This is a genomic window from Vibrio eleionomae, assembly GCF_009874545.1.
GTDB lineage: Bacteria > Pseudomonadota > Gammaproteobacteria > Enterobacterales > Vibrionaceae > Vibrio > Vibrio nitrifigilis.
Genome location: NZ_WEKT01000002.1, coordinates 92,722 through 116,301, shown reverse-complemented (window position 1 = coordinate 116,301; position 23,580 = coordinate 92,722). Strand labels below are relative to the sequence as shown.

Annotated in this window: 22 protein-coding genes and 2 pseudogenes; 14 read left to right on the top strand and 10 right to left on the bottom strand. The window is 41.4% G+C overall.

Annotated elements, in window-relative coordinates:
- Positions 1-38: 38 nt before the first annotated feature.
- Together F9817_RS01780 and F9817_RS23915 are read left to right on the top strand one after the other, a co-directional pair.
- Positions 39-1,994, top strand: a complete 1,956-nt coding sequence (locus tag F9817_RS01780) for a TonB-dependent receptor domain-containing protein (protein WP_161153244.1) — start codon at positions 39-41, stop codon at positions 1,992-1,994.
- 77 nt (positions 1,995-2,071) lie between these two features.
- Positions 2,072-2,218, top strand: a pseudogene (locus F9817_RS23915) (IS30 family transposase); the annotation flags it as partial.
- Between the two features lie 319 nt (positions 2,219-2,537).
- Here F9817_RS23915 and F9817_RS01775 read toward each other — a convergent pair.
- The 8 genes and pseudogenes from F9817_RS01775 to F9817_RS01740 form a co-directional block, all read right to left on the bottom strand.
- Positions 2,538-2,660: pseudogene (locus F9817_RS01775) on the bottom strand (acyltransferase); the annotation flags it as partial.
- Between the two features lie 78 nt (positions 2,661-2,738).
- Positions 2,739-4,085 carry an alpha/beta hydrolase gene (locus F9817_RS01770; RefSeq protein ID WP_202436310.1) on the bottom strand — a complete coding sequence of 449 codons (1,347 nt, stop codon included), beginning with the start codon at positions 4,083-4,085 and terminating at the stop codon, positions 2,739-2,741.
- An 82-nt stretch (positions 4,086-4,167) separates the two neighbouring features.
- The gene (locus F9817_RS01765; RefSeq protein ID WP_161153243.1) at positions 4,168-5,634 is read right to left on the bottom strand and encodes a subtype B tannase; all 1,467 of its coding nucleotides are present in this window, start codon (positions 5,632-5,634) and stop codon (positions 4,168-4,170) included.
- 165 nt (positions 5,635-5,799) lie between these two features.
- Complete coding sequence (locus tag F9817_RS01760; RefSeq protein ID WP_161153242.1) at positions 5,800-6,660, bottom strand: NAD(P)-dependent oxidoreductase; 861 nt, start codon at positions 6,658-6,660, stop codon at positions 5,800-5,802.
- A 241-nt stretch (positions 6,661-6,901) separates the two neighbouring features.
- Positions 6,902-7,687, bottom strand: a complete 786-nt coding sequence (locus F9817_RS01755) for a LysR family transcriptional regulator (protein WP_237476176.1) — start codon at positions 7,685-7,687, stop codon at positions 6,902-6,904.
- 98 nt (positions 7,688-7,785) lie between these two features.
- Positions 7,786-8,292 (bottom strand): SRPBCC family protein, encoded by a 507-nt coding sequence (locus F9817_RS01750; RefSeq protein WP_161153241.1) that lies wholly within the window; start codon positions 8,290-8,292, stop codon positions 7,786-7,788.
- A gap of 120 nt (positions 8,293-8,412) precedes the next feature.
- A complete protein-coding gene (locus F9817_RS01745; protein ID WP_161153240.1) occupies positions 8,413-9,396 on the bottom strand; it encodes an alcohol dehydrogenase catalytic domain-containing protein in 984 nt (327 codons plus the stop codon).
- Between the two features lie 26 nt (positions 9,397-9,422).
- Positions 9,423-9,923: a lactoylglutathione lyase family protein gene (locus F9817_RS01740; protein ID WP_196125718.1), complete on the bottom strand. Its 501-nt coding sequence runs from the start codon at positions 9,921-9,923 to the stop codon at positions 9,423-9,425.
- A gap of 117 nt (positions 9,924-10,040) precedes the next feature.
- Between F9817_RS01740 and F9817_RS01735 the strand changes: the two genes are divergently transcribed.
- The 11 genes from F9817_RS01735 to F9817_RS01685 all read left to right on the top strand — a co-directional run bounded on the left by F9817_RS01735 (position 10,041) and on the right by F9817_RS01685 (position 20,422).
- Positions 10,041-10,934, top strand: coding sequence for a LysR family transcriptional regulator (locus F9817_RS01735; RefSeq protein ID WP_161153238.1), 894 nt, complete (start codon positions 10,041-10,043; stop codon positions 10,932-10,934).
- 73 nt (positions 10,935-11,007) lie between these two features.
- Positions 11,008-11,916, top strand: a complete 909-nt coding sequence (locus F9817_RS01730) for a LysR substrate-binding domain-containing protein (RefSeq protein ID WP_161153237.1) — start codon at positions 11,008-11,010, stop codon at positions 11,914-11,916.
- A 421-nt stretch (positions 11,917-12,337) separates the two neighbouring features.
- Positions 12,338-13,864 carry an MDR family MFS transporter gene (locus tag F9817_RS01725; protein WP_161153236.1) on the top strand — a complete coding sequence of 509 codons (1,527 nt, stop codon included), beginning with the start codon at positions 12,338-12,340 and terminating at the stop codon, positions 13,862-13,864.
- Positions 13,865-13,993: 129 nt separating this feature from the next.
- A complete protein-coding gene (locus F9817_RS01720; RefSeq protein ID WP_161153235.1) occupies positions 13,994-15,100 on the top strand; it encodes an alkene reductase in 1,107 nt (368 codons plus the stop codon).
- A 75-nt stretch (positions 15,101-15,175) separates the two neighbouring features.
- On the top strand, positions 15,176-15,871 hold the full coding sequence (locus tag F9817_RS01715; protein ID WP_161153234.1) for a type 1 glutamine amidotransferase domain-containing protein: 696 nt from the start codon (positions 15,176-15,178) through the stop codon (positions 15,869-15,871).
- Between the two features lie 19 nt (positions 15,872-15,890).
- Positions 15,891-16,730, top strand: coding sequence for a type 1 glutamine amidotransferase domain-containing protein (locus F9817_RS01710; protein ID WP_161153233.1), 840 nt, complete (start codon positions 15,891-15,893; stop codon positions 16,728-16,730).
- 66 nt (positions 16,731-16,796) lie between these two features.
- Positions 16,797-17,264 (top strand): DMT family transporter, encoded by a 468-nt coding sequence (locus F9817_RS01705; protein ID WP_161153232.1) that lies wholly within the window; start codon positions 16,797-16,799, stop codon positions 17,262-17,264.
- Between the two features lie 133 nt (positions 17,265-17,397).
- Positions 17,398-18,174 carry an MBL fold metallo-hydrolase gene (locus tag F9817_RS01700; protein ID WP_161153231.1) on the top strand — a complete coding sequence of 259 codons (777 nt, stop codon included), beginning with the start codon at positions 17,398-17,400 and terminating at the stop codon, positions 18,172-18,174.
- 60 nt (positions 18,175-18,234) lie between these two features.
- Positions 18,235-19,263 carry a GlxA family transcriptional regulator gene (locus F9817_RS01695; protein ID WP_161153230.1) on the top strand — a complete coding sequence of 343 codons (1,029 nt, stop codon included), beginning with the start codon at positions 18,235-18,237 and terminating at the stop codon, positions 19,261-19,263.
- Between the two features lie 503 nt (positions 19,264-19,766).
- Positions 19,767-20,210, top strand: coding sequence for a hypothetical protein (locus F9817_RS01690; RefSeq protein ID WP_161153229.1), 444 nt, complete (start codon positions 19,767-19,769; stop codon positions 20,208-20,210).
- Between the two features lie 17 nt (positions 20,211-20,227).
- Positions 20,228-20,422, top strand: a complete 195-nt coding sequence (locus F9817_RS01685) for a DUF1289 domain-containing protein (protein ID WP_161153228.1) — start codon at positions 20,228-20,230, stop codon at positions 20,420-20,422.
- A 326-nt stretch (positions 20,423-20,748) separates the two neighbouring features.
- On the opposite strand, the gene F9817_RS01680 is transcribed toward F9817_RS01685, so the two are convergent.
- Complete coding sequence (locus F9817_RS01680) at positions 20,749-21,651, bottom strand: DMT family transporter (protein WP_161153227.1); 903 nt, start codon at positions 21,649-21,651, stop codon at positions 20,749-20,751.
- 96 nt (positions 21,652-21,747) lie between these two features.
- Here F9817_RS01680 and F9817_RS01675 point away from each other — a divergent pair, with 96 nt between their 5' ends.
- Positions 21,748-22,539 (top strand): AraC family transcriptional regulator, encoded by a 792-nt coding sequence (locus tag F9817_RS01675; protein WP_161153226.1) that lies wholly within the window; start codon positions 21,748-21,750, stop codon positions 22,537-22,539.
- On the opposite strand, the gene F9817_RS01670 is transcribed toward F9817_RS01675, so the two are convergent.
- Entirely contained in the window at positions 22,536-23,468 is a 933-nt protein-coding gene (locus F9817_RS01670) for a M14 family metallopeptidase (protein WP_161153225.1), read from the bottom strand. The two genes, F9817_RS01675 and F9817_RS01670, sit on opposite strands and share 4 nt — an antisense overlap.
- Between the last annotated feature and the right edge of the window lie 112 nt (positions 23,469-23,580).

The window sequence follows — 23,580 nt, the reverse complement described above, 5'->3', positions numbered from 1 at the left end:
TGCAACTAATAATTATTATCATTTAAAGGAAAAGATTTATGTTTGTTCCTTCCAAGTTTGTACTTTCAGCAGTGGCCCTTGGTGTTCTTGGTTCTATACCAAGCGTATTTGCTCAGGATTCTACTAACACTGACAATACGAATGAAACTATGGTCATTACAGCTGCTGGATATGATCAAAAAGTTCAAAATGCATCGGCTAGCGTAACCGTTATTACCCGTGAAGAGCTAGAGTCTCGTTACTATCGTGATATTGCGGATGCTTTATCTAGTGTGCCTGGAGTCGTAGTAACAGGCGGTGGTGATGCTAAAGATATTTCCATTCGCGGCATGGGTTCATCTTATACATTGATATTGGTTGATGGCAAACGAGTGTCTACTCGTCAAACTCGCCCAAACAGTGATGGACCGGGAGTTGAAGATGGTTGGTTACCACCGTTAGAAGCTATTCAACGTATAGAAGTAATTAAAGGGCCCATGTCTACACTTTATGGTTCCGATGCAATTGGTGGTGTGATCAACGTGATTACGCGTAAAGATCAGCAACATTGGACTGGCAAAATATCACTGAGTACATTGTTACAAGAGGATCGTGATTCTGGTGATGAGCAAAATGGTAATTTCTTTGTTACGGGACCTTTGACAGATTCTCTTTCTTTACAAGTTTATGGTCAAAATCAACACCGTGATGAAGATAATATTATAAATGGTTACGCACAAAATGATATGCGTAGTCTTAATACGAAGCTAACTTATCAATTAAATGTGAATCATCAATTTAGTTTGGAAGCCGGCATTAATGAGCAAGATAGTCGTTCAAATGCAGATAAATCCTATGAATCAAATAGCTATTATGCATTATCATCTGATTACACCGAGGCAAAATATAGCCGTAAGACTGCTGCGTTGTCTCATCAAGGGACTTGGGGAGATAATGTAAAGGAAAACTCGTATCTGCAGTATGAGCGCTCATACAGCTATTCACGTGATATAACGTTGAATAATACCGAATACAAAACAACCGTCGTATTACCGTTTACCACGAATACATTATCGATGGGGTTGCAAGCTCAACATGAAAGTATGGACGATACTTCGACAAATACAGGCGGTACGATTACTCACCTATCCAATACGGACTTCGCTCTATTTGTTGAAGATGAATGGCGTGTGATTGATCCGCTTGCTTTAACTGGTGGAATTCGTTATCAGCATGATCAACGGTACGGTTCTCACTTTAGTCCGCGAGTTTATTCAGTATGGAATATAGATGATGCTTGGACATTAAAAGGGGGTGTTTCTACCGGTTTCCGTGCACCAGATCTCCGTCAATCTAGTCCTGGTTGGGTACAGGCTAGTCGTGGGGGGAATCGTTATGGTAGTGCTAACTTGAAACCGGAAAAATCTGTTACCGAGGAAATCAACTTAGCTTATCGTAGCGAAGAAGGATTACATGCTGAAGTTGGCCTGTTTAACAACGATTTTAAAGATATGATCACAACTACAAGTTGTACAGCATCGACGTGTGACACGTTAACGAACTCTTGGGGGAATACCAATAAACGTAACGTGAATGTGGACAAGGCTGTCACTCGAGGCATTGAAGCATCTGTTGATACACCACTGACAGACTCAATCGACTTTAAAACAAGTTATACCTACACTTATTCACGTCAGAAAACAGGCGATAATAAAGGGAATCCTTTAGAAAACCTACCTAAACATTTAGTTTCAGCTGACATGACTTGGCGTGCATCAGAAAAATTGGATAGCTGGCTTAAATACACTTATCACGGTGAGGAACGCGCTGATAGTGGTGTGACACCTGTTCCTTCTTATACTTTCTTTGACGCAGGGGTCACTTACCAACTAGCTGATAATGTAAAAGTAAAAGGGGCAGTTTATAACTTGTTTGATAAAACCGTTGACTACGACACCTATGGATATACCGAGGATGGTCGTCGTTATTGGCTAGCGATGGACGTTTCTTTTTAACATTATTCTAGCTTAAATATTGATTTGATATTGAGGTATTCAGGGTCAAGTATTTCTTGGCCCTTTTAGTTTTACAAAAGAAAGTGCCATACAAGTCAGCGGATGATGTCACCAAAGCAATAATAGATCTGCTCATTCTATATAAAGAACATGTACATACCCTAATGACTGATAACGGTCTTTTAATACAATATGTGAAAAAGGGAGCCGAGCTAACAACGGTAATATTGAATTCACTTTTAAGTACGGCTTTAATGAGTTTTCACTCTTTAGTCATGCTTTGCGCAAAGCATTTTCTATCTCTACAAGCGAGTTACTGTAGTCAGATAAAAAGTCTTATCAGAAAGATGCTGTTTTCAGTCTATCTATAACGGTATAATTGATAAAGCTTGAGCATTCCCGAGGATATTTATAGCGACCAAGCTTGGTGAAGTGGATAATAAAGTCTGACCAATATCTAGCTCAGTTTGGACAGAAATGTTGTAGGGCCGTATATTAAAGTGCATAAAAGTATGTCTAATCTAAACGGTTGTATGCCTGTATTCACGGCAAGTTTCTTAACTTTTTAGCTGGGTTTCCTGCATAGATCCCTTTCTCGGTAATGTTCTTAGTTACAATACTACCCGCACCAATAACTGCGCCTTCGCATATGCTAACCGGAAACACTGGTGATCGTCAGCTGTGATTTGATGGGCAGGAGATTCTCACTTGAAGTGAGTCATTATTCCAATGTTTATCGATCTACTACCTGATAAAACGCCCATCCTGGCTAATCCAATGGTCGACATAATCAAAAAGTGTTTTCATCGTGTCACCGAATTCTCCCTGTGTTTTTTCAGCCTGTTTGTTGGGAGTAAACATGTGAGTGGCACCTTCAACAAAAGCTAACGTTTTATCCTTGCTATTATTTGCGTGCTGGTAAATGGCCTCTGAAGCGAGATATTCCCAGCTACCAGTCATCCCCATTAGCAATAATGGACGATGAACACCTTCAATATTACCAATTGGACTAGTGATATTTGATCTCCAATCAATCCCAGTTACACCATCTTCCGTAATATTGTAATCAGGCGTTACTCGAATTCCGACTCTACTTAAGAAATTTTTTGCTGTAGTTACAAGTACACCATTAATTGAACTTGTATTGGATTTTAGGTTAAGAGGCAAACGTACTGAATGTATAACTTGGGTTGTTTCAGAGCCGTCGGCATGGAGTAAAGTCCATTTCTCTTTTGTATGCGAAAGTAGGGATACGTCTTGAGGATATAATTTGTTATTAAACAACATTTGCGCTCCTGCGGTCACGATAAAAGGCTCGTCATCGACATAATTTCCCTTGCCTTTCTCTATCGCTTGAACCCGATTTTCTGCATCTGTAACCAACTTGTTATAGCGTTCGCGTTGGGCAGTCAGATATTGCTGTTTAAACTCTTTTGAATAATGAGCGCCGTTTGTGGTGAAACCATTTTTGGAGCTGTAAAGATCGTATCTAGAGTCGAGATTAACTCCATTTCCTTCGGTTTTTACTGCTGGATCTAGACTGAATAATGTCATGGGGCCATTGCCCCAGTTAGCATCCAATAATATGACACCATCAGCAGCAGGCATATTATTAACGGCATCAGATATATGGATCATCTTGTCAGTTCCTTGAACGGACTTGACGCCATTTTCAGCAATAGTTTGGTAGGCCGTCATCAACGTGGCACCGCCACTATGCCCTAACAGAAGGATTTTCTTTATGTCAGAGCGGTTTTGCAAATACTCAATAGCAGATTTTACATTAAGCATCTTTTGTTCCATCGAGCTCTGAGATTTCGCTACGTTGGCACACAGAACAGAGTAACCGCGTTTGGATAGTTCAGTACAGGCTGGAAAATTAAGATAATTTTCATCGGAGTGCATGACTAGAACTGCTACTTGAGCTTTGGCACTTATGGTTTTGGGTTGGTAAAAAACTCCGGGAACATTGCGGCTGATAGGAATATAAGTATTTTTTATGTTCACTTCTTGTGCTTGAGTGGGGAAAGCTGTGCATAAAAGAGAAAACATTGTGGCTGAAAGAAAAGTTATTGTCATTCTATGTTGCATTAGGTCGTCCTTTGCTGTTTTGGAAGAAGCCAAATAGGTGAATTATCGTCGTTGGCTTCTTCCGTTATATACCGATTAAGACTTAGTTTTGGCTAATACTATCAATCCAGGAAAACAGGGCATCCAGATTGTAGTCACCACTATGAGGGCGATCCCAGGTAAGATGATAATTGACATCATAATCTGAGTTTTCAAGACGAGTCGCTAAGATTGCTGAAATGGCTAAAGAAGTGTCTCGGTCATTGGTACCGACACGAATTCTCCAGTGTGGTGCAATGCCTTGCTGGTCTGGTTGAATAAAACTCAGAGGATTCATCATATAAACGACATTGGCTGCGGCTGTCGCTGAGTTATCAGTTGAGCTATTTTTAGAGGAATACGCGGTAAAATGCATAGCATTAGTCGATGCATTACCAAACAGTTCATTTTCTCCTGCACTAAGATCTAGCGCATCAAAGGCTGGAGGAAGTTTGGCACGGATAGCGTAAGTGCGATATTTGTCGAAATCGATGTTCGTTACTTTGCCATCGGTGATTGTCAGCCATTTGAATTGGCTTAAATCTCTATTGTTGTCTAATGCTGACTGAGCCGAGTCCTGAATTAAAGAGATGACATACTTCTTGAAACTACCATTACCATTCTTATCCAGAGTCAAAGGGTTGCCATTTGAGTCATGTAGCTTTAGCCCATTCAGGTAGCCTGGAAATTGACTGGCTAGGGCGTCCGATACGATTTGCTGATCTTTGGTCAGTGTACCCTTGGTTTCTTTGCGTTGGATATGATAATCCAACATTGAAATATCCATTTTTTTATAATCATTGTAACCGTTGAACTGCCATTCATAGGCGGCATCGGCATGGTCAAGGTCGGTAATCGGGCAAAATGCAGAGACGGCGTAAATCTTATCTGAAGCGGGGGCGGCTCCTAGTTGTTCTAAGTATGTGTCATAGATGTCTTGGTCGCCACTTGCTCCCAATAAAGCAGATAGAGCACCACCGGCACTAGTACCGTTAGATATAATTTTATTGGCATCTCCTGGGATAGATTTATCGTTGAAATGCAGATAACGAACGGCGGCTTTTAAATCAACGATGGCAGCAGGAGCTTTTCCTGTGTACACACCCTTGGAATTTTGGCTAGTTCGTCCACGTGCCCCAGGTGACGCCACCACATAGCCGTGCTGCAGTGCAAGTAGTAAAGCATTCGCAGAGTGGGAATGCTCATCGATCTTCGGGGTTAGTGGTCTACTTGGCATATAACCACCGACACCGTTCGGTAAGAAGATTGGTGCGGTTTGTATGGTATAACCTGAAATAGTGTGGTTTTTGAAATAACCTTCTGGAACATAAATATTGAGTGTCTGAAACTTACTATCAACAGGGTTTTTGACATATGGAATGCCTTCATAAGCACGAAATTCAACCGTTTGACCATTAACTTTGGCAGAGTTTTCAGTGTAGATATTTTGGTTAAATGTTAAATCATTTTGGGCACTGACAGAGAGAGAGACCGCGATAGCAGATAGTGTAACTAACGTATTTATTTTCATATGAATTCTTCTGTTTAAAGCTGGGCTTGTATGAGCGTTTGATGGCTAGATAGATTAAAGTATAGTGTAGCTTTAGGGGTAATATTTTTGACCAACTTTATCAGAGAAAGTTGCAAGTTTAGGTAGAGATAGAGCCAGAGATTCTGGCTCTATCTAAATAAGCTTTTAAGATTGATATAATTTGATAACCGCAGTCATGTTTTCGTCTCCAATCCCAGTGTCGATTCCTTTTCTGAATACATCACGCGCGGCTTCAATGACAGGCGATGTGTGTCCAGTTGCTTCCAGCATGTAAGAGAAATCTTTTTCAATCAGTTCAACAGGGAACATCGGAGCAAATATCTGTTTCAGCATCAAGGTCGATATGCTGTTTGCAGAAGCACTCCACGTGGCGGTTGATGAGAGTGCTGAAATGATCTTTTCAACGTCCGAATCTTGCTGACGTTGTAAGGTAGAAATCAGCTCGGCTAACGTGGCGACTTGCATACCCAGAAGCGTATTAGTACATAGTTTTGCTAATGCACCGTTACCCATTTCACCAGTATAATTGATGACAGAACCCATAGTTTCCAGTAATTCTTTACTGCTTTCATAAGCTTCTTGTGTACCGCCGACAAGATAAATCAATTGTCCGGATTCGGCTTGTGGTCTGGTGCCTGAAACTGGTGCTTCAATAAAAGGAATATTTCGCTCGGAAGCGTGCTGATGGAGTTCTTTTACCCACTTAACAGAGAGTGTTGAACTATCGATCGCGGTTGCACCTTGTTTCATGCTGTTAAACGCACCGGTATCAGGATCTAACCAAACTTCTTTTGATGCATGATCATCACGTACCATTGCGATAACAACGTCCGCATTTTGAGCGGCTTGACGTGGAGTTTCAGCCAGCTTAGCTCCGTTAATCACAAGTTGTTCTGCTTTAGAAGGGGTTCTGTTCCAAACTGTCACTTGATAGCCAGCTTTGAGAATATTAGCAGCCATGCGAACGCCCATTGCACCTAAACCTAGAAAAGCAACGTTTTTCATATTTCAAATCCTATCATGTCGGTAGAAAAAATATCAAAATGATGTTTATTGTTTTGAATCATGAACGATCGAATATTATAACTCTAATCGCATTTTGTTATTGTCATCATCACCGATTTGAATATCTGAAGATATTTAAAGTTCATTACACAGTTTAACAATCGAATCACGGATCCATCGATGGGCATCGCTGTCATGTGTTCTTTCATGCCACGCCATGATTTTTGTGAATCCGGGAACTTCAAATGGAAGGTTTACCGTAGTAAGTCCCTGTATATTTGTTATGAGTCGTCTCGGTACAACAGCACAGAGATAAAATGTTGACCAGTGATAAGAAGCTCGGGACGGATAGCACGACACGACGCTGTTTGCCCAGAGAGTGGAGTACTTGATCTGTCATTCCCTCAAACGCCCCACCAACGTAAGAGACAATCGCATGATCGATACTACAAAATTGCTCAAGTGTTAAAGTGTTATCTTCAAGTAGAGGGTGATCGTCTCTTAGAACACAGATATAGGTTTCATCAAATAAGGTTTTGGCGCGTAAATCTACAGGAGACGCTTCAGGAGTGGTTAACGCAATGTCAATGATCCCACGTTCCATCTGTTCGAATAGCTCATGTTCATTAATCCAGCGAACCGAGACTTTTATGTTGGGAGCTTGTTGCTTGAATGTAAGCAAAAATGGCTCAACAATGGCTCTCAAAGAGTAGTCTGTGGCCGCGATAGAGAGTGTTAGTTCAGCTGTTCTCGGGTCAAATAGTGTCGGTTCTAAAACAGCATCTAGTTCTCTAAGCAGCTTTTTTATTGGTCCTGATAGCTCTTGGGCACGAACGGTTGGCACAATGCCATGTTGACTGCGAATAAATAGCTGATCGCCTAAGCTGTGTCGCAGGCGGGTCATCATACCACTAACTGCTGGCTGGCTGACCGAGAGTTTTTCGGCCGCTCTGGAGACATTTTTCTCATCCATCAGAGTGTCGAAGACACGAAGAAGATTTAGGTCGAGGTTTTTAATATTTGCCATAATTAGAGCTTATTGTTTTATATAGTTAATTATAGAGCAAAAAGCCGCTCTCAATACCTTTGAGAGCGGCTTTCGAATTTAGTGGTGTCAATTCATTGCTATTTTGCTTTACGGGCAGCTTTAACCAAACCATCTAGCCATTCCTGATGGCCATTGATCATTGGGTTTGGCGTAGTCACTGCTAATTCTTTAGCTGGATTACCGTTTTGGGTTTCCTGGGTCAGAATGCGGACTCGATTGCCAGACAGATCTTCGATTAACCAGGCATGGTGTACATCTAAACGAGTCTCACCTTCACCTGACCAGCCATGCCAGGCAATACGTGCAGGTTGACCTTCTACTGGTGCAATATGTTCAACACACTGAGACTCAACCGGGAAGCCGAAAGTTTCGAAATAGAATAGAACGTTATTTTCTAATTCTGGGCCTTTATCGTCATAAAAACGAGGGTTAGCTGAGTTAGCATAGTAAGTTGGCCATAGTGCTGGTGTGTTAAGTAGAGGCCAGATATCTTTTGTTGAAAGACCTGCGACAATCACTTCATTAGAACAGAAGTTGTCAGTAAAACCAGGTACAAAGCCTTCGGGCCAGATGATGTCACTCATAATGAATTCCTCACGTTTGAATAGTGAAACATGTTGTTTCGTTGATGGTGATATCATCCGGTTTTTGAGTTTATCACTCCAATCACAAAAAAAAATATGGGGTATAAGGATGACTTATATCTAAGGTTTAGCGACGTATTTTCCTAGGGAATGTCCTTGCCTGATTTCTTTAAGGACTTCTGGGATATCGCTTAAAGTAATGGTGTTAGTTTTCGGAGAAGTAATGATGTTCATTTCAAGCAGGTTATTCATGGCAATACCCGCTTGAGTGAGCGATCTCATTCCTATTTCGCCATTAACGTGACCAGCTCCGAGACTTAATTGGTGCAAGGTTAATCCGCGGTCAAATGCCTTATGATGTTGTGTTGACTCAATGGTGCTCACCAGCTCGACTAATTGCCCGTCAAAGCCAAGCATCGAGGAAGTCAGAGCTTGTGCGGGGCCTCCGATACAATCCAGTGCACATTCAATCCCTTGATTTTCGACGATAGCGTTCACTTTGTTGAGAAGTTGTTGGTCTCGATAATCGAGGCAGTGTGTTGCACCTAATGATGTAGCGTAATCGAAATTATGTTCGGAACAGACAGCAATGATGGTATCAAGCTGATAATAACGGCTAAGTTGGAGTGCATAGCTTCCCACGCCGCCACTTGCTCCATAGATAACAATACTGTTTTTCCCCGCAAGATGAAGTTTATCGTTCAGTGCGCGATAGGCTGTCCACCCTGCACAAGGTGATGCGGCAGCTTCAATATCGGATAGGTTAGGATGTTTGGTTAAAGTGCGGGAGTCATGAACGGAAAATGAAGCAAAGCCACCCTGACGACGGCGCATGTTGCCATGGTAGAGAACACGATCGCCGATATTCCAACCGCTGACCTTATTACCTTTAGCCACAATCACACCAGAGACGTCGAGCCCACCCACCATGTCACGATTACTTGCTTCAGTAATACCGAACCAGTAATTAATTTTCGCATCGACCGGATTAAGACCAATAGCATGAACTTCGACGATAACGTCGAAGGGGGTTTCTAATTCTGGCTCGGCGATATTCTTGAGCGTAAAGTGGTCCGATTCGGGATGATAGGTGATAGCTCTCATTTTCCGTTCCTTCTCGTTAGGTGGGCTTAATTATATGCGCCGCTTGAATAAGTTAATTCGTAGCTATGGCTGTAGATCTCCAGAATATTGCCGAATGGGTCTTCCATGTAGATCATGCGGTATGGTTTCTCATCTGGGTAGTAAAAACGAGGTGCTTTCATACGTTTTTTACCACCAGCAGCAACAATCTTTTCAGCCAATTCTTCTACGTTTGGATCTTGTACGCAGAAGTGGAAAACGCCGGTTTTCCAGTATTCGAAGTTGTTTTCTGGATTCTGTGCATTTTCAAATTCGAAAATTTCAACACCAATTCGATCTCCAGTAGAAAGGTGCGCAATCTTAAAACTTGACCAACCCTGACCAAAAACATCAGTACACATTTCACCGATAGGACTGTCGTCTTCTGTAATGGTTGTTGGCTCCATGATTAGATACCAACCAAGCACTTCGGTATAAAATTTAACAGCCTTTTCCAGATCTGGTACTGAGATACCGATATGAGAGAAGGTTCTTGGGTATGTGCTCATGTCTGACATAAGAGTATTCCTCGTAGAAATTAAATTACGTCAGAAAATTCTAATACTTGCATTTATAAATGAAAAATTATTAAATATTCTCACAATGATAATAAAAGGTTATTATTTATGCTGAATCCTATTTGGTTGAACACATTCAAAACTCTTGTTGAATTGGGGCATTTTACCCGTACTGCTGAAGCATTGAATATGACCCAACCAGGGGTTAGCCAGCATATAAATAAATTAGAATCGGCATGTGGTTATCCATTATTAACAAGGTTTAACAAGCAATTTGAGTTAACAATCCACGGGCGAAAAGTATATCAATATGCACTTGAGCTAATTGAAAAAGAGTCAGAATTATTGATTGACTTAGGAAAGGATGAGCCCTTCCTAGGCAGTTGCAGGATTGGTTGTTCCGGTACCTTTGCTTGGTTGATATACCCCGAATTACTTTCGTTACAAGCACAGCACTCCCAATTATCTATTGAATTAGAAGCGTCACCCAATGACCGTATTTTTGAACAGATACTAAGTGGGGGACTTGATGTGGGGTTAGTGACCAAGCCACCTAATCCCCATTATTTTGATAGTAGAGTGATTGGCTCTGAGTCTTTGGTTTTCGTTGTTCCTACTTCAGTAAACACAACAATACCATTTGAAAAACTATTACCAGAAATAGGTGTTATACGTCATCCTGACTTAGATCACTATTTCCAAACTTATGTCGATCAGTCGGGCTCACCACAACTGTCAAAGTTAAATCTTGATACTATTTCAACGAAAGGTTACATCAATCAAATTCACCAAATTTTAGTACCAATTGCCAAAGGCATTGGCTTTACAGTTATTCCTAGATGTTGTGTGAATTTGTTTCTCGAAAGGGATAAGTTACAGGTATTGGACATTGCTGAAAACGTGAAAGATCCTGTTTACTTAGTAAGTAAACGCCATTCAGAGCTTGCACGGCGTTACGACCGAGTAGTAAAAGTTATCGAAGAAACATTGGTACAGTGTTAATGAAATTGATGAATAAAATTAAGGCATTACAGTTATTTGGTAAAGTTGATGACTTTTGGGGAATGTGACTAACGTGAATAATGATATCCGAAATTTAGATTTAAATTTGCTTAAGGCATTCAATGCTTTAATAAATGAAGGGAGCGTAACTCGTGCTGCTCAACGCTTGGCCCTGACTCAACCTGCGGTCAGTGCGATGTTAACTCGCTTACGCGACTATTTTGATGATCCTCTTTTTGTTCGGTCTCAGCGTGGCATGATACCAACAGAGCGAGCACTAGTTTTGGCGGACCCAATAAAACAGATTCTGGCTGATATTAACCGGATATTACAACCGATTAATTTTGAGCCTGAAACAGCTCAAATGACTTTCACTATAGCGGCTACGGATTACGCGTTGAAAGCTGTTATCGTCCCTCTGATGGCGGAACTTAAGCAGAAAGCTCCAGGGATAAAAGTTGCTGTGATAGCTGTAAACTATGACACTCTTTCTAAGCAGATGGAACAGGGGATAGTTGATCTTGCATTAGTCACACCAGAGACGACACCTGAAGAATTGCATGGTCGAGCTTTATATGAAGAGCAATATGTTTGTATGATGCGAGCAGATCATCCATCAGCTGCTTCCGGTAATATAACTCTGGAACAATTTTGTTGTTTAGAGCATATTCTAGTATCTAATCGAGGTAGCTTTTGGGGGCCGACTGATGAGGCTCTCACAGAAATGAAACTCAACCGTCATATTGGTCTATCCGTAAATAGTTTTTTAGTGCTTCCAGAAGTGTTAAGGATTACCGATATGATTGCCGTTGTTCCTAGACGCTTAGCTTGTCGTCACGATAACTTGGTTATTATGGAAACTCCCCTAAAGGTACTTGGGTTTACTAAAAGTATGGCTTGGCATGAACGTTCGCATCGTGATCCTGCTCATCGTTGGATTCGTGCTCTATTGCTCGAAGTTAGTAAATTAGAACATTTATGATATAAATTTCATTTATATTAATAATAAATAAATTGATATGCCATAAATAGCTCCTGTCCTGTAATATTATGATTTTATTTATGTTAGTGCTTTATTTTGTTGACTAACAAACTGTAGTTAAAGTCAGTCATTAATCAAAAGATGGACAAAATTTTTAGGTTACACTAGAAAGTAATCTTGAGTGCCTAATCTTTTCTTTAGATAAATTCATTGGACAGAGCCCTATGATTCTGCTTTTCCAATTAAAGCTAAAGCTCTTACCTTAACTATTCACCATGAAGATGTTAGGGCTGATTCTTAAAGCATTCCTTATAGATCTTTTATTACCGAGTAAATCTAATGTAGTTGCGATGAAGTATATAAACTATTGATAAAAAACTTAATTTAGAAGGGTGTTCTATGTAAAGGAGCCAAAAGAGCCTTGAAAACAACAGATATAAAGATTTCTGATAAACCATTGGGAAATGGGACTGAAAAATTACCTCTAAAGGCGTTACGCCCAATATTTGCTGGGCTAATGCTAGCAATGTCTCTCGGCTCCTTAGATCAGAGTATTGTTAATACGGCTCTACCGGCTATGGCCAGTGAACTTGGAGGGTTGGCTCATCTGTCTTGGGTAGTAACTGCTTTCATGCTCAGTTCTACGGTTGCAACACCAATCTTCGGCAAATTTAGTGATATGTATGGTCGAAGAGGGTTACTTTTATTGGCTATCACTTTATTTATGATGATGTCGATTTTGTGTGGTGTTGCTCAGTCGATGACGCAACTGATTATTTTTCGTTTGTTCCAAGGTATAGGTGCTGGAGGAGTCATGACTCTATGTCAGACGACGATCAGCGATGTAGTTACACCAAAGGAACGTATACGTTATCAGGGCTTATTTACTAGTACTTTTGCAATGTCTGCAGTTGCTGGACCTATTCTTGGTGGAGCATTGACAACAGCACTGTCGTGGCGGTGGATTTTTTATATTAATGTTCCTATCGCTCTTATTGCGATATTTATCCTTTGGAACTCATTACCTACGCTAACAGCACGCAAGAAGCATGTTATTGATGTCTATGGAGCTGTTACTATGGCGTGTGGAGCGTCTAGTATTCTGTTGCTGTTCAGCCTAGGGGGGACACTGTTTCCATGGCAATCTTATACGGCGGGGGTGGTCGCAACGATTGCATTCATTTCTATCGCGTTGTTTATACATGTCGAGAGTAAAGCTGTCGAGCCGATCGTTACATTAAGTTTATTCCACATACGTAATTTTACTATCGGTTCTGTTACCACTAGTTGTATGGGATTTGCGATGATGAGTGCGATGGTTTTTCTGCCACTCTATTTCCAATTAGTGTTGGGACTGACTGCCGCACAGTCTGGAACAATGTTACTCGCACAAATTGTAGCAATGCTTTTAACTTCAGTCTTCGGAGGCCAAATATCTTCAAAACTGAATCGACCTAAGCTCTTTATGATTGCCGGAATTGCTTTAGAAGCGTTGGGGTTAAGTGTTTTCGCTGTTTTAGCCTACATGCAAAAAGACATTTACTGGTTTCTAATGGGACTGGCAATCCTTGGTTTGGGAATGGGGATCGCTATGCCGCATGCTACTGTGATCGTTCAGAATGCTGCGCCCAAAAACGCTTTGGGTGAAGCAACAGCAAGTATGGCGTTTATCCGTTCGCTTGGGGGGGCATTAGGGGTCGCTGTATCTGGAGGTGTCATGACTACCAAGCTTCATGATGGATTGAGTCAAATCAGTACAGATATTGATGTCCAGGGAATCATAAATGGAGGGATGGAAGCAGTGGCAGCGTTACCGACAGGCCTTAGGCCTAGTATTGAACTTGCTTTCAGTCATGCAATTACTGCGTCTTTCGTGATTGGTGGTAGTGTCATGCTTCTTGCGCTATTGCTGTCACTTTTATTAGAAAATAAACAGTTAAAAAATTAAAAAGTTATTCTGTTTCTGATATAAATTTTATTTATATTCTTAATAAACAAATCACTATTCCATTCATACTATCCGTTCTCTAGCATGTCACTGTTATCTACTCTTTTGCAATTTAAGGAGAAAAACTGAATGACAGTGCTTTTTGATGATTATAAATTAAATGGCAAAACCTTAAAAAATCGTGCCGTTGTTGCTCCTATGACTAGGGCTAGAGCACCAGGCAATATACCTAATGAGAGCACTGTTCGATACTATGGTCAGCGCTCGGATGCCGGACTTATTGTGACTGAAGGTACGCCGATCAGTCAGCAAGGCTCTGGTTTCGTCGACTGTCCTGGGATCTGGAATCAGGCTCAAATAGATGCCTGGAGCAAGGTAACGAACCGAGTACATGATCTTGGAAGCCTTATTTTTACTCAGATATGGCATGTGGGCCGTATTAGCCATACTTCATTGCAGAAAGATGGGGAGCTTCCTGTAAGTTCAACGAGTCAGCAAGCGGTGAACAGCAGTGCATTCGGTTATGACTCCAATGGAGCTCCGAGTTTTGTTCCTGCAAGTAAGCCACACTGTTTGACAACGGCGGAAGTTCAGCATGTGATTGCTGATTTTGCTCAGGCTGCTGTAAATGCCGTGGCCGCTGGTTTTGATGGTGTAGAAATTCACGGTGCAAATGGTTATCTCGTTGAGCAATTTATTAATGGTGCGGTTAATGATCGTCAAGATCAGTATGGCAGTGAAACGATTGAAAACCGTGTGCGTTTTGCTCTCGAGGTTGTAGATGCATGTGTTGAACGTATTGGCGTTGAACGTGTGGGTATCCGCCTTTCTCCATTTGGTCGCTTACATGACCTGGGGGATTTTGAAGGTGAAGAGGACACTTTCCTTCATTTGGCTCGTGAACTGAATAATCGTGGTATTGCCTATGTTCACATTATGGACCAGGCTAGCCGAGGAGCTCCGGCTATGCCGGATGGATTCTTACAAAAATTCCGAGAAGCTTATAAGGGAACATTGATTCTCGCTGGCGGTATGAATTTAGAGAAAGCAAATCAGTTACTTTCTGATGGAATTATTGATCTCGCGGCGTTCGGAGCAAAATATATTTCTAATCCTGACTTAGTTGAACGTTATCGCCATGGCTGGCCGATTCAGGAGCCCGATCAGTCTCTTTATTATGGCGGCAATGAACACGGCTATACGGATTATCTGCCATATAGCGGTGTACCTCTCTAACTTATTCCAATAGCTTACCTTGCCCTAATGCATGAAGGGTAAGGTAATCACTCTATTTAACTTTTAAGGTTATTTATGTCTTCTTCATTATCAAATTCAATCAAACCTGTTCTTTTTGTTCTGACTAGTCATAAAGACTTAGGAGCAGGGCATGAAGACTCCGGTTTTTATTTACCAGAATTAACTCATCCACTGCATGTTTTGGACGAGGCCAGCATCTTTACTGAATTTGCATCTATTCAAGGGGGGCTTCCTCCGGTTTATGGTGTGGATTTCTCCGATGATTTAAATGCTAAATATTGGATGGACCGTACATTTCAGCAGAAGTTAACCAATAGTGCTGCTTTATCTAACGTTAAGGCTGAGGACTATAGTGCAATTATGTTCGTCGGTGGACATGGAACTATGTGGGATTTTCCACAAAATTCTTACGTCCAAGACATCACACGAGAAATGTACGAGCAGGGAAAAGTTGTTGCTGCGGTATGTCATGGTCCTGCGGCACTAGTTAATGTCAAACTTAGTGATGGTTCATATTTGGTCGCTGATAAGAAAGTGGCCGCATTTACCGACTCTGAAGAGAATGTGGTAGGTATGGTTGATGCTGTGCCATTTCTCTTGGAGAGTAAACTGAAGGAACGTGGTGCCTTGCATCAGCATGCCTCAGACTGGACAAGTAATGTTGTTGTTGATGGCACTTTAATTACCGGACAAAACCCACAATCAGCGACAGGTGTCGGTGAAGCAATACGAGATGCGTTACTTAGTTAATAAATGGAGATATCTCGAAATGAGTAACTTAAGAAAAGTCGTCGTCGCAATCACGTTTATTACCTTTAGCTCATGGGTAAATGCGGCGAATGTATTGGTCGTATTATCTGATAGCAATTCGCTTGAGCTAAAAGGGGGAAAGCTTTTTTCAACAGGTTTTTATCTGAATGAATTAATGCAGCCGGTCAAATTGCTGATGGATGCGGGTGATGAAGTTACATTTGCGACACCACTTGGTAATGCTCCCACTATGGATAAGCATTCTGCTAGCGTAAAAGATTTTGGTGGCGACCAACGAGCTTTTGATGAACATTTAAAGTTATTACAACAGCTTAAACTTACTGAGCCAGAGCAGTCTCCGGTGATCAGCTTATCCAGAGTCGAACAAATTGGTTACGACAAATTTGACGCGGTATTTGTTCCAGGCGGTCATGCTCCGATGCAGGATCTGTCAGTTAGTCCAGAAATGGGGAAACTATTGAGAGCATTTCATGCAGAGGGGAAGCCTACTGCTTTACTTTGTCACGGACCTATTGCGCTGATATCGTCATTGCCAGATGCCAAAGCTTATACCTCTAAGTTGGAAAGGAACCCTAAGGTAACTGATTCTGGGTGGATTTATTCTGGTTATAAAATGGTGTCATTTACCAATAAGGAAGAGCAGGCTGCTAAAGGAATGTTTAACGGTGGTCAGATGAAATTTACGCCAGAAACGGCGTTGACTAATGCAGGGGCGAAGTTCCAAGCCGGTGCGAAATGGGCGAGCCATGTTGTTGTTGATCGTGAATTAATCACAGGCCAGAATCCGTCTTCTGCTTTAGAGCTTGGGAGAATACTGGTTAAGCGATTATCACGTTAATCTTCGATATAGAAGAGAAGTATAGAAACTAAACTCTTTTCAATCTGTTGTAGGTTGGTTTAACAAATGCATATTTTATATTTTTTGATGGCACTAGCTGGTGGGGCCGGGTTATCTGTTCAAGCGGCAGTAAATAGTCGTTTAAGTTCAGGAGTCGGTGGACAACCGCTAATTGCTGCGTTTATATCATTTGCTGTTGGCGCATTATGCCTCGGTGTAGCATCTGCTGTATATGCGGACTGGCATGGTTTCTCTACGAATATCATTCAACAATCTCCTTGGAAATGGCTTGGTGGAGTGATTGGAGCTGCTTTCGTTTTCACAACGATATTTCTTGCCCCTAAAATTGGTATTACCAATGTGATGTTCTTATTTATTATTGGCCAATTAGCGACTGGTCTGTGTATCGATAGTTTTGGTTTAATTGAGATGCCGATAAGACCGGTTCAATGGTGGCATTTTACCGGACTCGGTATCATGTTGATTGGACTCATCTGTTACATGTATGGTAATCGTATTTTTTTCAAGTCATAGTATTCTTAATACTGAGCCTTGAAGAATATGACTATTTTGTCCCGATAATGGCTATAAGTGTCCTTATAGCCACTTTTGTGGCTATATCATCATCCATAAAATAGCTCCACAAAATCAATTCTGGAGCAATATTATGAACATCACTCAAATTCGTAACGCAACGCAAATTATCGACTTTGCAGGAAAGAAGTTTCTTGTTGATCCTATGTTGGCACCAAAAGGTACTTACCCAGGCTTTGGTGGTACGGTAAATGCTGACGTACGCAATCCAACTGTTGAGCTACCGCTATCAATTGAAGAGATTATCGATGTTGATGCGGTGTTGTTGACTCACACTCACCCAGATCACTGGGATGAAATCGCTGTTAATGTAATCCCTAAAGACAAGCTAATTTTTGTGCAGCACGAAGGTGATGTACAAATACTACAATCACAAGGTTTTACTAATGTAGAGATTTTCTCTGAAGATACCGACTACGGCGGTATTTCCTTTATTCGTACTGCTTGTCAACATGGTTCTGATGCAGCCTATGAAAATAAAGAGCTGGGAGAAATGTTGGCTGAAGTAACCGGCGTTATATTTTCTCATGCTGATGAACAAAAGCTCTATCTAGCTGGAGACACTATTTGGACGCAGACTGTCGAAGAAACAATGAAACGGGAACTCCCTGACGTAGTCATTCTGAACACCGGTTGGGCTCACGTGATTGGTTATGGTCCTATTATTATGGGTAAAGAAGATGTATTAAAAACGCATGTTGTTCTTCCCCAGGCAAAGATTATCGCTACTCATATGGACTCAGTAAACCACGCACTTGTTACAAGACAGGAGCTGCGCGACTATGTTGCGATTAATTTACTGACTGATTTTGTTTATATCCCAGAAGATGGTGATACTGTCACACTATAGCTTTCAAATTTAATAGTTAGAGCTACCATAACTGGTAGCTCCACAAACAGGTTTAATTGAATGTCTTACAGAATTTCATCTCACCAAACTCTATCGGCTGAAACAATGCCACGTGTACCTAATGTTTCAGTTGTTGTCTTTAATAAGTTCAGCCCATTTCACCTTTCTATTCCAAGTATTGTGTTTGGCAATGACAGTTTGCATGAAAGCTTCTTTAACCTGCAGTTTGTTGCTGGGGAGGAGGGTCCTATTTTATCTGATATTGGAATGGAAATTCATACAAAAACAACCCTAGAGTCACTGGCAAAAGCTGATATCATCATCGTTCCTTATTGGCGAACAATTGATGAAAGACCAAATGCGCAGCTTATCGAGGCATTGCGTCTAGCTAATAAGAGAGGCGCACTAATGGTCGGTTTGTGTCTTGGGGGGTATGTTCTAGCCTATTCTGGATTGCTAGCAGGAAAACGTGCGGCGACTCATTGGGAATTGGAGGAAGATTTTACTAGACGTTTTCCAGAAACGTCACTCGATACCAATGCGTTGTATGTAGAAGATAATGGAGTTATCACATCTGCAGGCACAGCTGCGGGTATAGATTGCTGTTTGTATATTTTTCGTAAATACTACAGCAGCAAAATTGCTAATCGTATTGCTAGAAGGATGGTGGTACCTCCTTATAGAGATGGCGGGCAGGCGCAATTTATTGAACAACCCATACCTATAACCACATCGGATTCCCGTATCAATGAATTGATGGAAAAAATCAGAAGCGATATTGGTCGTAAATATACCCTTGATGAGCTTGCAAATTCAGTGATGATGACTCGCCGTACCTTTACCCGTAAGTTTCATAAGGCAACAGGGATGGCATTTGGGGAATGGTTAGCGTCCGAACGACTTAATTTTGCTCAGGATTTGCTTGAGTCTACCGAGCTAAATATTGACCAGATAGTGGCTAAAACAGGTTTCAGCTCAGTCTTTCTCTTCCGTGACAAGTTCAAGCAACGTTACGCCGTTACTCCAAATCGTTGGAGAAAAACCTTTCATGGGCGTAACTGTTGTGGAATAAGGAATTTGACCACTTGAATGGATGCTTGCAATACCTGAAATTATCTGTGAGATATTAATTTAATAAGGCCACTGACAAGGTTTGTCCACATTTTTCAATGTGATCTGGCTGAAACGTGTGAGTACCAAGCGATTTTGTCATATGTTAACCAGCGGATGAATTTGTCGATAGAGTGAAGGGCATACAGGACTAGCTTTCTGTAAGAAACTATCCTACACAAAATCTTAGTCCTAATTCGAAGTATCACAAAAATACCAACTTATGGTTGTATCAACAATGTCGATAGAACTAAGACTATGTAAGTTATGATAAATTCAGGGGAAAGTGACGACTATGTTGGGGGCTACTTTACGGAGGATTGTGTTCTTTAAAGAGCTCAAAGATGTAGTAGGGTAAACGCTAATTTTTTATCCTAACGGATTATTTAGCAAATCATCATTTAGATCGATAAGCTGTTATGTTATAACATTTAACGTAAAGTTAACAGATAGCAGTCTATCCTCTCGATGAGTTTTATTTTATGAAAGATGTAAAAGGGGTGTTCCGTAACCTTGAGAAAATGCTTCGCCAAGCAAGCTGGTTTAATGACGATTGGGAAATTTATAATCGTGGTAATTATATGCAACTCTACAAACAGAGTTGGTTTAACCACAATCAAGGTGGGGTGCATTTTGAAACATTTATTGAATCGCCCCAGATTAAACAGAAATCATTCCCTGTTTGTGTGCATGCTGAAGAAGATTGTCCTGCTCAGGCTGAGTTCATTGAGCGAGTAGTCAAACTCGAAGCCGAGCGAATCAATAGTTGGAAGGGATATAAAATGCTCGATAACAGCTATGGTATTTGCCAGAGAACGCTTCCTCTTAACTTTAAGAATTTGGAGCAGCGATTATTTGAAGAGTTTAATCGTCTGCGAACCCTTGAAGCCAGTATTGAACAAATATTGCTCGAGCTTGATCGTTAAGGCGAATGAAAGAACTTATGAAGAAAGCAAAGAGTCCTTGTATCGATATTTGTGATTTCTCTGCCCCTAATGGTTGGTGTGTAGGGTGCGGCAGAACTCGTGAAGAATGCAGTAATTGGAAGAAAATGAAGCCTTACGCCCTGAATATTTTGCGTAAAGAGTTACCCAAAAGAATGTCACAAATAAAGGCTAGAGCGGATAATTATAACTAATCCACCTATCTTTACAGCGATCATCATTATGATCGCTGTTTTGTTAGCAATATTAAAAATTAACTGCTCTGAAAGCAAAAATCCCCTTCAGAGGTTCTGAAAGGGATTTTAAGCCTGCGAATGTTTTATACCTCGTTATCCAAACAATAATGAGACGACATTGGATACGGGTTGTTTTATTTGGACATTCTTTTTTCTTAAGCCAACTGATTGCTAGCAATTCAGTGCCAAAGATAATACCGAAATTAGAGTAATTACGTAATTATTAAATAACGACTTAGTGTGATTTTATGCGCAAAAATATAAACACTTTGCTTTTGTAACCCTTATGCATGGCGTACGGAATGGACTGGGCCCATAGGTGGTCGACGTTTAACTTTTATCTGCGACAAAATTACACCTGAAATAACCAATAATCCCCCAATTAGATGAAATAGATGTAAGGTCTCACCTAGTAGAGTGGCAGCAAGCGTCACGGCCACAACGGGAAGCAAATTCATGAACATTGCGGTGGCATCGGCACCTAAATGATTAATCGCTTTAACCCACATCCACGGGGCGACAATCGATGCTGCAAAACCTGCGTAAGCAATAAGTGGTAAGGATGCTTGTGAAGGAAGTAAGTGGTCACTACTCAACCATACTGGCGTCAACATGATGACTGAAAAAGCACCTTGTAAGTAAATGAGTGTCCAGTTGCCAAAAGGCATGGTCCATTTTTTTAGCAATACGCAGTAGAAGGCATAAAGTAGCGAGGCGATAAGCATAAAGAGGTCGCCTTGCGCCATAGGGTGACGAAAGAAGAAAAGCATGTCTCCTTGACCGAGCATGTAAGCTAAACCTAACAAAGAAATGGCGGCACCGATAAGACTTACCATCGATAAACGTTTTTTCAATAAAGGGACACTGGCAAATAGGCTAAATAAAGGGACTAACGAGGAAATTAGTGACATATTTGAGGCGCTAGTGGTTAAGCCTGCGTAGTAGCCAAGAGATTGGTTGATGACCATGCCGAGTAATGCCAACATGGTCAGTTGGCGAGCATGTTGTTTTACCGCTGTCCATTGGCGGAGAACATGAGGTAAGCAAAATGGCGTCATAACCGCGATAGCAAGTACCCAACGGTAAAAGCTCATTGCACTCGGTTCAATCACTGTGGAGGACATTTTATTAACGATAGTGTTGCCACTCCAGATTAAGACGGTAAAAAAAGGGAGAAGATAAATCATGGCAACCTCACAACAATATTTGATGGCGGAATTGTGACAGGTCTGTATGATAATATGTATCTCTAAAAAGACATTGCAAGCGATAGGAAGACAAGTTTGAAGAAAATACCTCGCCATCTCCACCCTTCCCTAGGTATCGAGCAACCACCTTCTGATTTTTTTATGAATTTTGAAGCATTTCTATCGAATACAGAAACGCGGGTGCACAGCCATAGTTGGGGACAGATCCAATTAATTTCGGGAGGTATTTTGGAAATGGAAGCGGAAGATACCCGTTTTTTAGCGCCGCCTCATTTAGCGATCTGGGTGCCTGCAGAAATTCGGCACAAGAGTTATAACCGTAAGCCATTGGAATACTGTTCTATTAATATAGCGACTGAAATGGCGAGAGCATTTCCAAGTAAAACCAGTTTGATTAAAGTGACTCCGATTGTTTCCGCTATTGTTGATGATTTTCGTCAACGAGGGATCAGCATTACTACAACCGACCAAGATAAACGGCTCATGCAAGTGTTACTTGATCAGCTGGCCACCCAAGAAGCAGAGCATCACTTTTTGCCCACCAGTAATCATAAGTATCTAGAACCGATTTTATTGGCCGTAGAAGATAACCCAACGGACAATACCACCTTGGCCGAGTGGGCGGAAAAAGTTCATACTACTGAGCGTACGTTGGCTCGTTATTGCCAATCTGAATTGGGCATGAGTTTTACTGAGTGGCGTTTGCGCGTGCGATATTTATTATCCATGGAGCTACTGCGTAGTGGTCACTCAGTCAAAGAGGTCGCATTGACTCTTGGTTATAACCAAGCCAGTCCATTTATCTCCATGTTCAAAAAATACTCCGGCCAGACACCGGAGCAATATAAGAATCGCTTGCTAGCTTAACGGGTCTTTAACTGGTGTTCGATAAGGTAATTTAACGCGCCAGTGACTGCGGCAACTTGAGCATTGTTACACTCTTGGGCGGTTACGGTTGGACTATCAGGATACACTTCTGTGGTCGTACCAAACTCACAATCGGTTATTCCGCCACACAAACCAAGTGCTTTCATGTCGTATAAGATGACGCCTTCTGCGACGACGGGTGAGCCAATAATTTCATTATTATCATCTGCAGGTGCAATGTGAGTCACTTGTTTTACTGCATCGATCACGGCTGTTTGAAAATCAAGTTGCGGATTTTGCGTATCACCGACAGTATAAAACCCATCTGGGATCTCTCCTGGCTGATAGGCAATACCATCACGAGCCGCTAGAGCTGGGCGAAATTCACTTTCATCGGTATCAGTTGTTTCATGCAAATCGATATGCATCAGTACCTTTCCAGGAATCGATTCGACCAGCTTTAATAAATAAGCGGATTCTTCGGCTGGTGTATTCGCATAGAAACTGCGATTTGGATCTAAGGCGTTTGGATTCCAGCGGTTGATGGTTTCATACCCCCAAGGGCTGACACAAGGCGCGGCAATAAAATTAAAGTACTGTTGATAGTGAGAGGCGTGCTCGGCTAAAAATTGTAATGCACCATGGACGCCACTGGTTTCATAACCATGTACGCCGCCAGTGATCAGAATGGTCGGCTTGCTGTTATCCCAACCTTGACTCTTGATTGAGAACAGTGGGTAGCGTGTTGAATCGTAAGAGAGGGCGCCATACTGCTCAATAATAAACTGATTGGCGAGTTTCTGTATTTTTGGGACGACTTCTTCCTGATATGAACGTTTTATTGTTGTGCTTTTACGCCACGCAAGGCGTTCAGACTCACCCCACGGTGTATTGGGCTGGCCTATCGGATAGTGCGATTGAGTAGACATATTTTCTCTCGGCAAGGAAATCATAGGCAGAGAGTAATGAGACATGTGCCGAAGTGCAAATAGATGTTAGGTAGATCTTGTGTCAAATTTTCTCCATATAACTGACTTAAAC

Excerpts from the sequence above, each read along its gene's own strand:
- F9817_RS01760 (WP_161153242.1), bottom strand. The coding sequence starts at position 6,660 with ATGAAAAACGTTGCTTTTCTAGGTTTAGGTGCAATGGGCGTTCGCATG.
- F9817_RS01680 (WP_161153227.1), bottom strand. The coding sequence starts at position 21,651 with ATGATTTATCTTCTCCCTTTTTTTACCGTCTTAATCTGGAGTGGCAAC.
- F9817_RS01750 (WP_161153241.1), bottom strand. The coding sequence starts at position 8,292 with ATGAGTGACATCATCTGGCCCGAAGGCTTTGTACCTGGTTTTACTGAC.
- F9817_RS01755 (WP_237476176.1), bottom strand. The coding sequence starts at position 7,687 with ATGGCAAATATTAAAAACCTCGACCTAAATCTTCTTCGTGTCTTCGAC.
- F9817_RS01705 (WP_161153232.1), top strand. The coding sequence starts at position 16,797 with ATGCATATTTTATATTTTTTGATGGCACTAGCTGGTGGGGCCGGGTTA.
- F9817_RS01720 (WP_161153235.1), top strand. The coding sequence starts at position 13,994 with ATGACAGTGCTTTTTGATGATTATAAATTAAATGGCAAAACCTTAAAA.
- F9817_RS01700 (WP_161153231.1), top strand. The coding sequence starts at position 17,398 with ATGAACATCACTCAAATTCGTAACGCAACGCAAATTATCGACTTTGCA.
- F9817_RS01740 (WP_196125718.1), bottom strand. The coding sequence starts at position 9,923 with ATGAGCACATACCCAAGAACCTTCTCTCATATCGGTATCTCAGTACCA.
- F9817_RS01690 (WP_161153229.1), top strand. The coding sequence starts at position 19,767 with ATGAAAGATGTAAAAGGGGTGTTCCGTAACCTTGAGAAAATGCTTCGC.
- F9817_RS01765 (WP_161153243.1), bottom strand. The coding sequence starts at position 5,634 with ATGAAAATAAATACGTTAGTTACACTATCTGCTATCGCGGTCTCTCTC.
- F9817_RS01670 (WP_161153225.1), bottom strand. The coding sequence starts at position 23,468 with ATGTCTACTCAATCGCACTATCCGATAGGCCAGCCCAATACACCGTGG.
- F9817_RS01780 (WP_161153244.1), top strand. The coding sequence starts at position 39 with ATGTTTGTTCCTTCCAAGTTTGTACTTTCAGCAGTGGCCCTTGGTGTT.
- F9817_RS01735 (WP_161153238.1), top strand. The coding sequence starts at position 10,041 with ATGCTGAATCCTATTTGGTTGAACACATTCAAAACTCTTGTTGAATTG.
- F9817_RS01770 (WP_202436310.1), bottom strand. The coding sequence starts at position 4,085 with ATGCAACATAGAATGACAATAACTTTTCTTTCAGCCACAATGTTTTCT.
- F9817_RS01695 (WP_161153230.1), top strand. The coding sequence starts at position 18,235 with ATGTCTTACAGAATTTCATCTCACCAAACTCTATCGGCTGAAACAATG.
- F9817_RS01745 (WP_161153240.1), bottom strand. The coding sequence starts at position 9,396 with ATGAGAGCTATCACCTATCATCCCGAATCGGACCACTTTACGCTCAAG.
- F9817_RS01715 (WP_161153234.1), top strand. The coding sequence starts at position 15,176 with ATGTCTTCTTCATTATCAAATTCAATCAAACCTGTTCTTTTTGTTCTG.
- F9817_RS01685 (WP_161153228.1), top strand. The coding sequence starts at position 20,228 with ATGAAGAAAGCAAAGAGTCCTTGTATCGATATTTGTGATTTCTCTGCC.
- F9817_RS01710 (WP_161153233.1), top strand. The coding sequence starts at position 15,891 with ATGAGTAACTTAAGAAAAGTCGTCGTCGCAATCACGTTTATTACCTTT.